The organism is Yoonia maritima (assembly GCF_003003285.1).
In the GTDB taxonomy this organism is placed as follows: Bacteria; Pseudomonadota; Alphaproteobacteria; order Rhodobacterales; family Rhodobacteraceae; genus Yoonia; species Yoonia maritima.
The window spans coordinates 75,278-88,934 of the sequence record NZ_PVTP01000003.1; the positions used below are offsets into that span (position 1 = coordinate 75,278).

Below are 13,657 nucleotides of genomic sequence, written 5' to 3' on the forward strand. Positions count from 1 at the left end.
GAAACGATTACGAAACAGTTTTACGCCCAAAAATCGGGCTTTCACTTCAATATTGACCCACGAAAGCGGCACCCCGAAGCACCATGAACCTCAAAGAACTCTCTAAAAACCTAGGTCTTAGCCAAACGACGGTCAGCCGCGCGCTGAACGGCTATCCAGAGGTAAGCGCAGCAACTCGACACCGAGTCGAACGTGCCGCGAAAGAGTTCAATTACCACCCAAGCACCCGTGCAAAGGGACTTGCCACTGGTCGTGCGCTTGCAATTGGACACGTTATTCCCGTGTCGACCAAACACGAAATGGTTAACCCTGTTTTTGGTGATTTTATCGCTGGCGCTGGTGAAACATATGCCCGCAACGGCTTTGAAATGATCTTGTCTATCGTGGACGATCTGAACGAAGAACAAATCTATCGCAGCCTCAAATCGCGTCGCGCCGTCGACGGGGTGATTGTCCACGGTCCGCGTATCGATGACCCCCGGATCGCGCTTCTGACCAGCCTTGAACTACCCTTTGCTGTACACGGCCAGGTGACACATTGCGACCTGCCCTATACCTTTTTGGACGTGAACAACCACGAAGCCTTCGAGCAAGCAACTGACTATTTATTTGATCTCGGCCATCGTCGGATCGCCCTCGTCAACGGTCTTGAAAACATGGACTTTGCACACCGACGGCGGTGCGGATACGAAGCCTCTTTACGTTCTCATGGCATTCCGATTGATACCGCATTGATGTGTTCTAACGAAATGACCGAGATCATCGGATATGAGGCTGCTTATAAGCAGCTTGCGCTGCCTAATCCGCCGACAGCGTTTCTGTGCGCGTCATTGATCAGCGCCCTTGGTGTGCGCCGGGCGATCGAAGATCACGGATTGACCATGGGCAAAGACGTATCGGTCATCACCCACGATGACGTTCTGTCATACCTGCAAAACGGTGGCGATACCCCGATTTTCACCGCCACACGCTCATCCGTGCGCACTGCCGGACGACGGCTGGCAGAGGTGCTTTTGAATACAATCGAACACACAACAAAACCGCCACAACGCGTCATTCTTGAATGTGAATTTGTGGTTGGGCAATCAACGGGCCCGGCCCCCCGAAAGGATTAAGATGGACTTTAAACGCTCTGATTTCCCAAAGGATTTCTTGTTTGGTGCTGCCACGGCTGCCTATCAAATCGAAGGTCACAAATTTGGTGGCGCAGGTTCAACCCATTGGGACACGTTTGCAGCCACACCCGGCAATGTTATCCGTGCCGAAGACGGTGCACTGGCCTGCGACCACTACCACCGCTACCCAGAAGATCTTGATCTTCTCAAAGATGCTGGGATGGACGCCTACCGGTTTTCAACATCTTGGGCACGCGTGATGCCTGACGGGCGCACGGTGAACCCTGAAGGATTGGATTTTTACGACCGTTTGACTGACGCGATCCTCGAACGCGGACTGAAGCCATTCCAAACACTTTATCATTGGGAACTTCCCTCGGCGCTTGCGGATAAAGGCGGCTGGACCAATCGGGATACGACCAAATACTTTGGCGATTACACGGATATCATCACCGACAAAATCGGCGACCGAATGGCATCCATCGCAACCATCAACGAACCGTGGTGCGTGTCATTCCTATCGCATTTCCTTGGCCACCATGCACCGGGATTACGCGATCTTCGCGCGACCGCGCGCGCGATGCATCACATCATGCTTGCTCATGGTGAGGCCATTACACGGCTGCGCGCCAAAGGAATGGATAATTGCGGTATCGTTTTGAACTTTGAACATAGCCCGCCTGCGAATGATGAACCTGCCACGATTGCCGCCGCAAACCTACAAGACGCGATCTATAATCGTTGGTTTATCGAAGCTGCAACCAAAGGCACCTACCCCCAAGAGGTTCTTGATGGATTCGGTGATCATATGCCTGCAGGTTGGCAAGACGACATGGCCCAGATTAGTCAAAAAATGGACTGGCTTGGTGTGAACTACTACACTCGTCATGAAATTTTACCTGATCCTGATACTGCATGGCCAAGCTTAAAAGCGGCTGAACCAACATTAGACCTGACGCAAATGGGATGGGAAATTTACCCCCAAGGGCTGCAAGGCATTCTAACCCGGATGTCCCGAGAATACGTGGGTGATATGCCGATCTATGTGACCGAAAATGGGATGGCCTGGGACGATCATGTTGAAAATGGTGCGGTATTTGATCCGGTTCGGATGCAGTATGTTTCAGACCATATTATGGCCGCAAAACACGCCATCGCAGAAGGCGCAAACGTCAAAGGTTTCTTCTATTGGTCCTTACTCGATAACTATGAATGGGCCTTTGGCTATGAGAAGCGCTTCGGTATGATCCATGTTGATTTTGACACCTTGAAGCGGACGCCAAAAGCGTCTTATCACGCACTTAAAACAGCTATCGCGCGTTAGGTCCCCCCATGAGCCACCCAGACAACATTTATTCACTCGTCGCTGATATTGGTGGCACAAATACGCGTGTTGCGCTTGCCGATGGCAAGAAAGTTCTAACACATACAATCCGGCGCTACAGCAACAACAAATTCCCAGGATTGGAATCTGTATTGCGCCAATACATCAGCGACGAAGGCGACGTTGACCCGATCGCAACCTGTGTGGCCGTAGCGGGCCCTGTACGCGACGGCGAAGCAACGATGACCAACCTAGATTGGACCATCGACAAAGATACGCTTTTGCGTGCGACTGGCGCTGAAACTGTGGCGATCCTGAATGACCTTCAAGCGCAAGGGCATGCCTTGGGACACCTTGACCCAGAAAACATCCAAACTGTGCTTGAAGGGCCGGATGTACCCGATAACGCGGCAAAGCTGGTTGTCGGTGTCGGAACAGGCTTTAACGCAGCGCCTGTGTTTGATCTTGAACACGGACGTGTTGTCCCCCCATCAGAGAGCGGACACGCAAACCTACCGATCCGTAACGAAATGGAGCTGCGTCTTTGCCAGTTTGTGTCCACAGCACATGGCTTTCCTGCCGTCGAAGACGTTCTTTCTGGACGAGGGCTTGAACGCGCTTATGCCTTCTTAGGTGTCGAAGCCAACGATCCGCGTGAACTGTCAGCCAAAGACATCATGGTGCACTGCGACAACGGGACAGACGCGCGCGCGATCGAAGCCGCGCGTTTATTCACCCGTATTTTGGGGACCGTTTGCGGCAACCTGTCCCTGATCCAATTACCCTTTGGTGGGGTGTATTTGGTGGGCGGCGTTGCACGTGCGATCTCTGCACATTTGACCACGCTAGGGTTTGGCGACGCATTTCGCGATAAGGGGCGTTTTGCAGGCTTTATGACCAATTTTGGCGTACATGTCGTTCACGATGACTATGCCGCTTTGACAGGCTCAGCCGCACACCTTGTAAGCCTTTCTAAAGGTCACTAATTGCCTAAGCTGCGTCATTAAGTTGCGCTTGAACTGTTTGCGTTAATGCATTGAGAGAGAACGGCTTTGGCAGAAATACAGAATTGGGGATGCGCGTTTCGCCGTCCCCAAATGCATCTTCTGCATATCCAGAAACAAAGACAACCTTTGTGTTGGGCCGCTGCTGTAACGCTTGGCGCACCCATGTTGGGCCGTCCATTCCCGGCATAATCACATCCGTGACGAACAGATCAACATGAAGCTCTGGATCGGCGAGCAAATCAATCGCGGCTTCAGCACAGTCAGCCTCTAGCACCGTGTAGCCACGCAAGCGCAATGCGCGTGACGCAAACGCACGCACCGGTGCTTCATCCTCGACCAAGAGCACAACACCATCGACAGGCTGCGCCATCAGCTCGGCGGTATCAACGACAGATGTCAAAGGCTCTGCCACCGGGATATCATAGCTTGGGAACAGCAAGGAAAACTCAGTCCCGCTGTCAACTTCGCTATCGGCGAAAATATAGCCGCCGGTTTGCTTGACGATGCCGTAGGCCGTCGACAAGCCAAGCCCCGTCCCCTCGCCAGTACGCTTGGTGGTGTAGAACGGCTCAAATATCTTAGGGAGCTTCTCAGGGGCGATCCCATGCCCCTCGTCAATAACTTTGACCGATACATATTCGCCGGGCGGCACCACTGCGCGGTCTTTTATCATCGGTTCTGTCAGGACAAGATTTTCAGTTTCGACCTGAATTTCACCCGCGCCGTTCATCGCGTCCCGGGCGTTCACCACGAGGTTCATCAACACTTGTTCAAGCTGGCGCTTATCCGCCTTGATCTGCGCCAATCCCGGATCGTGGTGCAGCGAGAGAGTAACCTTTTCACCGACAAGCCGGTTCAACAAATGGGTCAGGTCCGACAGCGTGTCACGCAAATCAATGACCTCTGGTTGCAGGTTTTGTTTTCGTGAAAAGGCAAGTAACTGCCCGACAAGGCTTGCTGCGCGATTAGCATTTTGGTGAATTTGAATAAGGTCGCCGTAGTTTTGATCGCCTTCATCATGGCGTAACAACAACAGATCGCAATGCCCTGAAATTGCAGTTAATAAATTGTTAAAGTCATGTGCAACGCCACCAGCCAACTGACCAATTGCCTGCATTTTTTGGCTTTGTACAAACTGGGCTTCTAGCGTTTTTAATTCTGTGACATCGTTCAAGACGGCTATCAAATGAGGATCGTTTGCCTTTCCTGCGATATTGAGCGTCACTTGAACAAAAGTACCTTGACGATCTGCGCGTCCTCTTAAGAACTGAGACACATGTCCGCCGCGTCCCTCTGCAGCTTCACGCAGCCAATCGTTTATAGGACGCCCTAACCCGTCTAAGATATCAGACATACGCTGCTCTCGCGAAAGCTCCATCCCAAGTAGCTGCCGCGCCTCGCGGTTCGACGCAAGGATCGCGCCTTCTGCACCAATTTTCAAAAGCGGGACAGGCAAATCCTCGATTGCATCCCATCCAGCACCAAGCGTTGGCATCACTTTGGGCAGTTTGTCAGATGGCATAACGATAATATCACGACGCCCAGCCTGACCTTTGGTTTCAGCGATAACAACGGAAACACGCCCACTCAGCGTTTTCATTGATACGGTTTGGCCTGACATAAGCGGCAACTCATCGAACACATCACGTAGGTGGTTCACCGACCCGCCATAAAGTTCGCGGAAGGCTTTGTTTTGATGCGATATCACACCATCAGAGGCTGCCGTAACCAGCGGAAACATCAACCCTTCACCTTGGATCGCGTCAATTCCGCCTAGCTCATCTAGCCGCCACAAAAACTGTTCTTGGTCCAGTTTAGAAATGCGAAGCCTAAAATGTGCCCGCCGCGTAATGATGTATTCTTTGCACGAATGCTGCTGCGCTGTTGCGCGCTGCATACGGTCGAGCAGCGAAGCAGGGTCCGCAATCAGATTTTCAAACACATCAGAAAGCTTACGCCCACGACAATCGCCAAAGCGACCGACTGCAGTATGATTGGTATATCCGACGTTCCCATGCCTATCCGTGATAAATGCATGATCTGGGTCATGCGCAATCAGCCGCGCGGTACGTTGTTCGATCCCAGACGGACGCCCACCAATATAACCAAGCCCCCCGCCCGCAACGACCAAACCAAGCCGTACAGCCATGTCAGGTACAAAGACTGATGCGACCAAGCACAATCCGGCACTACCACACCACAAAAGACGTCTCGATATTGGAATGATCGGCGACAATCGCGGAACATCAACCATTTGATTTGTGGACACTGCCAACCTCACTGCTCGCTCGGGACTGGCTTAGCCTAGAAATGCTTAACCAATCCTTAATGCGTACCGTGGCAACGCGCCCGCGAAAAGAGGGTGGTTAGAATTTACGCAATAAATTCAAATAGAAACCGTCTCCGTCAGGTCCTGGAAACAGCTGATGGCGTTGCACACTATGCCAGTCCGGGTTCGCCGCACAAAACGTATCAACAATCGCATCATTCTCGGAAGAAAGAACAGAACAGGTTGCGTATGCTAACACCCCATCATCTGCGACCAGCTGCGTTGCGCCTGCGACGACTTCGGTCTGCATCGCGTTCAAAGTATCAAGTCGCTCTTGGGTAAGTCGCCACTTTGCATCAGGCGTTCGCCGCCACGTCCCACTGCCGGAACATGGCGCGTCACAAAACACAACGTCGAATGGGCCGTGGCTCAGCAAACTATCAGTCGCCACCTGTGTAATTTCAACCTTGGCCCGCGCAGCACGCGTCGATAAATCCTTCATACGTGCTGGGGCAATATCATGTGCGAACACAGCAGCGTTATACCTGTCAGCAAAGCCAAGCGCCTTACCTCCGCCGCCTGCACAGTAGTCTAGCACCCGCGCCCCATCGGAAACTGTCACTGCATTAATCGCGAATTGCGACGACGCGTCTTGCAATTCGACGATACCGTCGACAAATGCCTCAGCAATTTTGACGCGGCGCGGGTTATCAGTCACGCGCAAACAACCGTCGATGTCGGGATGAGGCACAACCGATATACCGTCTTTTGACAACATATCCATCGTGTTCTGCACAGTCGCACGGCGCTGGTTCACCCTCAAAAAGACATCCGCACGGGATTGCTGCGCTAAAGCCGCGATTTCTGAGTGTCGGCCTAGGCTGTCTTTCCAATGCGGCCAGAGCCAGTCAGGCACATCACATGTCGCAGCTGGCGACAGCGACACAGGTGTCTCTAAGACCGCACGCTCTTCCTCTGTCAGCGGGTCTGGCGCATGCCTTTCGCCCGAGAATAGCGTATCCATTGATAAGCCATCACGCTTAACAAGCTGCATCATTAGTTCGCGCCCAGTCCCGTCACCCAGTGAACGCCGTGCACGCAGCACATCAAATACGTGATCGCGGATGGCAGCCCTATCTTTGGATCCGGCAAAACGGCTTCCACGCGCCCAACTTGTCAGCGCCAGCTCTGCCGCTTGGCCTTCGCGTATCACATCAAGAATAGTTATTGCGGCAGCGACACGTGCGCCGGGGGTCATTGCTTTGACCTATACGAAAGCTGATGCTGGGTAGACATTATCAAAAACCTTCAAGATCAAGAGCGAGACGGTCGGTATAACCACGGTTTTCCAACTTTCAAAGACACGTCAGAGAAATTTTTGAGCGATACGTAAAATCGCCACGCGAGACAAATTCTTGACATGTTTCGACTGAACAATAGCGCCATCAACTATCTAAGAAAGCGTATTCGTGCAGCATTTATTACATCTATTTTTCAGACTTCCACCACTAGGCTACATCGTATTGGCGGCCTTAGCGATCTATTTCGGAATGAATTCACGCGATGGACAGATTGCCGCTGCAGAAACGCGTGCGGCGGCCCTTGCCGCGCCTACACCGAAACCAATTGCGCTGGGTGACTTCACTTGGGATGATATCGGGCTCGCAAGCGAGATCAACATCGCAGCGCAGATCAACACCAACTACAACTATCGTCTGCACCGAGGAGAGGGCGAGGATAGCAACGCAAGAGCCATGTGGCTGTTGTTCGATCCACAAGCCAACGGATCAGAGCGCGAAGTAAAGGCCGCAATCGTTATCCCAAACTCAGATGCCGACGAATTTCTTGGCTGGATATTCAAAAACATCCATGATCAAGGAAAACTCGGACCAGTATTTCACTTTAACGGCGCGTACCAAAGTACGGTTTCCTACGACGATGTCGCACGTGAAGCGATTGAAAAAGAAGGCCTGCGGCGAGCGTCTCGGTTCTTTTACATTGAGCCTTGGGTCAATGGCCGCGCCGCCGCACTCGCACCGCGCGCGTCACAAGGAATGACCTTTTCGCAAACGCTCAATTGCATCGCGCTGTTCTTAATCGCGCTTGCAGCGCTAAAATTTGTCCTGCGCCGCAATGCAAATGCCGCGAAACAACGGCAATCATTCCACGATCAGCCTATACGCTGACCTTCATATCGGCGGGTGTCTCGATGCGTCAGCATCAAAGTGACATCCGTACAAATCCCCGTCCCTGACGCACGAGGCGCGCAAATTTTTCAGGGCCAAGCATATGACACCCCGACCACACAAGTCCGTCATCAACAATTGCGTTCAGCGCAAGATTACAGCTTTGAATCGCTAGGTCCGGGTCCTCATCATAGATTGGACGTGTGGCAGGGTCAGGCAACTGGAGCGCCTCTGAGTGCACGACGTCCCCAACGAGCGCCAAACCTCCCAAGCGCAGCCCGATATGCCCGGGCGTGTGACCCGGCAACGACCACACAGTTATCCCATCCCCCAGATCGTCATCTCCACGCACTGTACGAACAGAGAAAACACGATCCAGCAAACGGCCGGCTACAGCATCCTTCCCATTCCAGTGCAAAGCTTCTCGGGCGTGCAGCGTGATCTCGGCATTTGGAAAAGTCAGTTCATCACCAGTCAATGCGCCACCGCAGTGATCGCTGTGCAAATGAGTAAAGATAATCCGCGAAACGTCTTCGGGTAAAATACCAAGCCGAGATAAAAGGAGACGCATCCGCCCGCCCTTTTCACCGAACTCCGCACCGCAACCGGTATCCACCATCGCGACGCGACCGTCAGAAAACCGCAACACATAGCAGTTAAATACAGTCTGCACGCCGTTTAGACCTGCATCCTTCAAAAGTGCTTCTCGGCGCTGTTCCTCAACGCCGGGAAATATTCTAGGCGGAAACTCCAGCCCACCATCGGTCAAGCAGAAAACGTCTACCTCTTCGACCTTATGGTGTGCGATGTGTTCCATTAACCAATCCGGTAGTTCGGGCTTTCCCGCGTGATTTGCACGTCGTGCACGTGGCTTTCTTTCAGGCCCGCACCTGTGATTTTCACGAAATTGCAGTTTTTGCGCATCTCAGGGATAGTGGCATTGCCAGTATACCCCATTGCAGCACGCAAACCGCCAACAAGTTGATGAACTACCGCGCTCGCCGATCCTTTGTAGGGCACCTGACCTTCGATGCCTTCGGGAACCAGTTTGTCGCTTGCCGCATCTTTTTGGAAATAACGATCAGCAGAACCACGCGCCATGGCGCCAAGGCTGCCCATACCACGATATGATTTGAACGAACGCCCTTGGTACAAAATCACTTCGCCCGGGCTTTCGTCCGTACCTGCGATCATTGAACCGACCATTGCACATGAAGCACCCGCTGCGATTGCCTTTGCAAAGTCCCCAGAGAATTTAATCCCACCATCAGCGATGACCGGAATGTCACCCGCCGCCGCCGCGCAATCCATGATCGCGGTCAACTGAGGAACACCAACACCGGCAACCATGCGCGTTGTACAAATAGAGCCGGGGCCGATACCAACCTTAACTGCATCTGCACCCGAACCGATTAGGGCTTTAGCCGCCTCGCCTGTTGCGATGTTACCGGCAACGATCTGCACGTCCGTTGACAGTGCCTTTACGCGTTCTACAGCCTGCGCCACACCTTCAGAATGGCCGTGCGCGGTGTCGATGACAACCATGTCAACGCCCGCTTCAATCAACGCCTGTGTGCGTTCAAACCCAGCATCACCAACACCAGACGCCGCAGCGACACGCAAACGGCCAAGGCTGTCTTTGCATGCAATTGGGTTCAAAACCGCCTGCTCACTGTCTTTCAACGTCAGCAGGCCTGTCAGTTTACCGGCAGTATCGGTGATCAGCAGCTTTTCGATCCGACGCGCCTGCATCAGTGAACGAGCTTCGTCCAGATCTGCAGGTTCCTGCAAAACCGCAAGATCCTTGGTCGTCATCATGACGCTGATCGGCGTATCGTCGTTTTGCGCAAAGCGCATGTCACGGTTGGTTACGATACCAACAATCTTGCCACCCTCGCCCACGACCGGGAAACCGGTGATGCGGTAGCGTTCCATCAGCGCCTTAGCATCTGCCAATGTCTGATCAGGTCGCAGGGTAACGGGGTTATAGACGGTCCCAGATACGAAACGCTTTACGCGGCGCACTTCTTTGGACTGCTCTTCAACATTCAGGTTCTTGTGAATAACACCCATGCCGCCTGCTTGGGCCATGGCAATCGCCATCCGCCCTTCGGTGACTGTGTCCATAGCACTGGACAAAACCGGAATATTCAAAGCAATCGACTTGGTTACATGTGTGCATGTGTCAGCCGTAGATGGCATCACGTTTGATGCCCCCGGCACCAACAACACATCATCAAAGGTAAGCGCCTCGCGAATCTCCATCAACCGTCTCCTTGGGTGGCATCGTTGGCACTGCGCTATCGCATGGAAATGCCTCTTACAAAACCCCCAAAGCGGCGAAGACCACGAAATGGACATCATACAATGCTGTGAAGCCTGTGATGCGGGCGATTGCGAGGATTCAACCGTCGGAATCCTTGGCCTTTTTAAGAGCTGCGCGAAGATACTTTGACGCTGATCGAAAGTGGCTTGGCCCTGCGGCCTCAGCCCAGCGTCCGGGCGTCCATTTATTGTTCGCACCCTTCATCGGCCCACCATAAAGTTCGTTTTCTGAGCAGCCTTCGATAAATGCCGTCAGCTTATCGTAGCGGGCCTGAAGCAGCGCAACCGCACCTGACCAGTCCAGGTCATTTTGCCACGCGCGCAGATCAGCATTATACCGTTTCAAATCATTCCATTTGTAACCTTCGGCAGGAAAATAAACCGTCTTCCCGGCAAGACCATCCGAATACCAGCCCAAAAACAGATCAATCCAATCCGCGCGGCGGGCTATTACATCCTTTATTGATGTATCTTCATCACCTTTGTGGAGCGCTGTTTTTTTCGGACAGCGTTTCAAACAGTTTTACAAGCTTTCCAAACCCTTTATGCGTAATTTCAAGCAGTTCAACTTTGTTTTTAGCGGCCATGATTAACGCCTCCCTTAAGGAAACGATAAACCGCACTTAGATAACAATGCCTTGCGCCAGATCAACAAGTGGCACTTAAGCGCTCATTCGGCTCTGGCTGTTTTCGCAAACAAGCTGTCCAAAAAATAGGCAGAAAGTTCGACCCGTCCGGAAATGCCTGCTTTGCGATAAATAGACTGGGCTTTGTCGCGAATTTTGGCGAACGATGCTCTTTGGTCCAAAGCGATCTCCTTTAGCGATGCCCCTTTGAGTAACAGTTCAGCAACATCCATTTCTTCACCCGTCAAGCCCCATGCCCGAAACTCAAGCGCGATTGCGTCGCTCATTGCTGCAATCTCTTGGGATCGTGCGGCACGCCAGTCGTCGCCCTGCGCATTGTTTCGCATAATGGAATCACGGAATGCCTGCTGATCATCGCGCATCTGCGCAACACGCTGCGTCGACCACGCAACAACGACAACCATCAGCACAAGCATCGCAGTTTGCGCGACATCAAGCGCAATATCGACCACGTCCCAAGGTGGCGATTCACGTATGATATCCAGCGCGCAAACGACCATGAACGCAAAAGCAGGGAGCGCTACAAATAAGACAGGACGTTTCATCAAAATCACCTCAGCATTTGCACGGCCACACAGCCATGCCTTCATAACCAATTTCAATCCAGCACATACCCCATTCGGTCACAGAGTGTCACTCAATGCCGCATCACATAATCATTATGACGGGTTCTGACCTTACATTTGCCGCGCACCACGCTATCTAGGCACAAACAATCCAAGGCCGCGTTCATGAGCTCTGATCCACTTGTTATCTTTACGCCCTCAGGAAAGCGCGGGCGCTTTCCGGTTGGCACCCCTGTTTTAACGGCTGCGCGTCAGCTTGGCGTTGACCTTGATAGTGTCTGTGGCGGGCGCGGCATTTGTTCGAAATGCCAAATTACGCCGTCCTATGGTGAGTTTTCCAAACACGGCGTGACCGTTGCGCCCGACGCTTTATCAGAATGGAACAGCGTCGAAGAGCGCTATGACACTATTCGGGGGCTAAAGAAGGGTCGCCGCCTTGGCTGCCAGGCAACGGTGCAAAGCGATATCGTGATCGACGTTCCTGCCGAAAGCCAAGTACACAAGCAAGTCGTGCGCAAACGTGCCGAGGCGCGTGATATCGTCATGAACCCATCGACGCGGCTGTATTATGTTGAAGTCGCCGAACCCGACATGCACGATCCGTCAGGCGATCTTGAACGCCTTGTTGATGCACTACGCCGCGAATGGGAACTACCCCAGCTTGAGGCGGATTTGGGCGTTCTCAGGACTCTCCAACCCGCGTTAAGAAAAGGTGAATGGAAAGTCACCGTCGCTGTGCATCTTGGGGATGACAGCTATAGCCCACGTATTATCAACATCTGGCCCGGCTATTACGAAGGCGCGATTTACGGACTTGCGATTGATCTGGGTTCAACGACCATTGCCGGCCATTTGTGCGATCTGCGCACCGGAGAAGTCGTCGCATCATCTGGTATCATGAACCCGCAAATCCGCTTTGGCGAAGATCTGATGAGCCGGGTTAGCTATGGCATGATGAACCCAACGGGTTCTGACGAAATGACTGCGGCCGTTCGTGAAGGGATGAACACGTTATTTGTCCAAATTGCGCAAGAAGCTGACATTGATCGAACGCTGATCGTTGATGCGGTGTTCGTTTGTAACCCCGTCATGCATCACCTGTTTCTCGGAATCGATGCCTATGAACTTGGCCAAGCGCCCTTTGCGCTCGCGACGTCTGACAGCCTATCACTTCGCGCCGTCGACCTTGACCTAAAACTGCATCCTGCAGCACGCGTTTACATTCTTCCTTGCATTGCCGGACACGTTGGCGCGGATGCTGCAGCCGTGGCATTATCAGAGGCACCGGGCAAATCCGAGGACCTCATGCTCGTGGTGGATGTCGGCACCAACGCCGAAATTTTACTGGGCAACCGCCAAAAGGTGCTGGCGTGTTCATCGCCAACAGGTCCTGCATTCGAAGGTGCGCAAATCAGTTCTGGTCAGCGCGCAGCACCCGGCGCAATCGAACACGTCGAAATCGATCCAATTACCAAACTGCCACGTTTCAAAGTCATCGGTTCTGATCTTTGGTCTGACGAAGCAGGCTTTGACGCGGCTATCGCACAGACAGGAATTACCGGCATCTGCGGCTCTGGGATTATCGAAGTCGTCGCCGAAATGCGCATGGCTGGCATCGTCGATGCGCCCGGCTTAATCGGATCTGCCGAACAAACCGGATCGCCAAATTGCTTTGCCGATGGGCGGACAAATTCCTATTTGCTGTTTGACGGCACTGAAAACGACGGCCCTAAAATCACCGTGACCAACAACGATGTGCGACAAATCCAAATGGCGAAGGCAGCACTGTATTCAGGTGCACGACTGCTAATGGATAAATTCGGCGTCGATCACGTCGATCGGGTTATCCTTGCCGGTGCTTTCGGCGCACATATCAGCCCAAAACACGCGATGGTTCTTGGGATGATCCCTGATGTGCCCTTAGATAAGGTCACCAGCGCTGGCAACGCGGCAGGCACAGGCGCAAGAATCGCATTACTGAACACCGATGCACGTCGCGAAATCGAAGAAACAGTCCGACAAATCCATAAAATCGAAACAGCGATTGAACCGTGCTTCCAAGAGCATTTCGTAAACGCGTCAGCCATGCCAAACGCCGTTGACCCATTCGAAATATTGCGATCAATCGCGCCCCTGCCCGATGTCAAATTTAACGAAGGTAGCGGACAAACCAGACGCCGACGTAAACGCCCCACCAGCACGAGCTAAAACAACGTTT

At 52.9% G+C, this 13,657-nt stretch carries 11 protein-coding genes; 5 read left to right on the forward strand and 6 right to left on the reverse strand.

Annotated features, from left to right (window positions below; translation table 11 throughout):
• Positions 1-83: 83 nt before the first annotated feature.
• Genes CLV80_RS05030 through CLV80_RS05040 form a run of 3 tightly spaced genes read left to right on the forward strand, consistent with a single transcriptional unit; the run spans position 84 to position 3,425 of the window.
• Positions 84-1,115: a LacI family DNA-binding transcriptional regulator gene (locus CLV80_RS05030; protein ID WP_106355517.1), complete on the forward strand. Its 1,032-nt coding sequence runs from the start codon at positions 84-86 to the stop codon at positions 1,113-1,115.
• Position 1,116: 1 nt separating this feature from the next.
• On the forward strand, positions 1,117-2,439 hold the full coding sequence (locus CLV80_RS05035; protein ID WP_106355519.1) for a GH1 family beta-glucosidase: 1,323 nt from the start codon (positions 1,117-1,119) through the stop codon (positions 2,437-2,439).
• Positions 2,440-2,447: 8 nt separating this feature from the next.
• A complete protein-coding gene (locus CLV80_RS05040) occupies positions 2,448-3,425 on the forward strand; it encodes a glucokinase (protein WP_106355521.1) in 978 nt (325 codons plus the stop codon).
• A 4-nt stretch (positions 3,426-3,429) separates the two neighbouring features.
• Here the strand turns inward: CLV80_RS05040 and CLV80_RS05045 are convergent, their stop codons facing one another.
• On the reverse strand, positions 3,430-5,628 hold the full coding sequence (locus CLV80_RS05045) for an ATP-binding protein (RefSeq protein WP_375342190.1): 2,199 nt from the start codon (positions 5,626-5,628) through the stop codon (positions 3,430-3,432).
• A gap of 184 nt (positions 5,629-5,812) precedes the next feature.
• Positions 5,813-6,973 carry an RsmB/NOP family class I SAM-dependent RNA methyltransferase gene (locus CLV80_RS05050; RefSeq protein ID WP_106355526.1) on the reverse strand — a complete coding sequence of 387 codons (1,161 nt, stop codon included), beginning with the start codon at positions 6,971-6,973 and terminating at the stop codon, positions 5,813-5,815.
• 211 nt (positions 6,974-7,184) lie between these two features.
• Here CLV80_RS05050 and CLV80_RS05055 point away from each other — a divergent pair, with 211 nt between their 5' ends.
• Positions 7,185-7,901, forward strand: a complete 717-nt coding sequence (locus CLV80_RS05055) for a hypothetical protein (RefSeq protein ID WP_207766516.1) — start codon at positions 7,185-7,187, stop codon at positions 7,899-7,901.
• Between the two features lie 34 nt (positions 7,902-7,935).
• Here the strand turns inward: CLV80_RS05055 and CLV80_RS05060 are convergent, their stop codons facing one another.
• From CLV80_RS05060 to CLV80_RS05075, 4 genes are all read right to left on the reverse strand, one after another.
• Positions 7,936-8,718: an MBL fold metallo-hydrolase gene (locus CLV80_RS05060; protein ID WP_106355530.1), complete on the reverse strand. Its 783-nt coding sequence runs from the start codon at positions 8,716-8,718 to the stop codon at positions 7,936-7,938.
• Positions 8,718-10,166 carry an IMP dehydrogenase gene (guaB, locus tag CLV80_RS05065; RefSeq protein WP_106355532.1) on the reverse strand — a complete coding sequence of 483 codons (1,449 nt, stop codon included), beginning with the start codon at positions 10,164-10,166 and terminating at the stop codon, positions 8,718-8,720. The genes CLV80_RS05060 and guaB overlap by 1 nt, the downstream gene beginning before the upstream one ends.
• 139 nt (positions 10,167-10,305) lie before the next feature.
• Positions 10,306-10,743: a ClbS/DfsB family four-helix bundle protein gene (locus tag CLV80_RS05070; RefSeq protein ID WP_106355534.1), complete on the reverse strand. Its 438-nt coding sequence runs from the start codon at positions 10,741-10,743 to the stop codon at positions 10,306-10,308.
• Between the two features lie 153 nt (positions 10,744-10,896).
• On the reverse strand, positions 10,897-11,418 hold the full coding sequence (locus CLV80_RS05075) for a helix-turn-helix transcriptional regulator (RefSeq protein ID WP_133169753.1): 522 nt from the start codon (positions 11,416-11,418) through the stop codon (positions 10,897-10,899).
• A 186-nt stretch (positions 11,419-11,604) separates the two neighbouring features.
• On the opposite strand from CLV80_RS05075, the gene CLV80_RS05080 reads away from it, so the two are divergent.
• A complete protein-coding gene (locus CLV80_RS05080; RefSeq protein ID WP_106355538.1) occupies positions 11,605-13,647 on the forward strand; it encodes an ASKHA domain-containing protein in 2,043 nt (680 codons plus the stop codon).
• Positions 13,648-13,657: the final 10 nt, after the last annotated feature.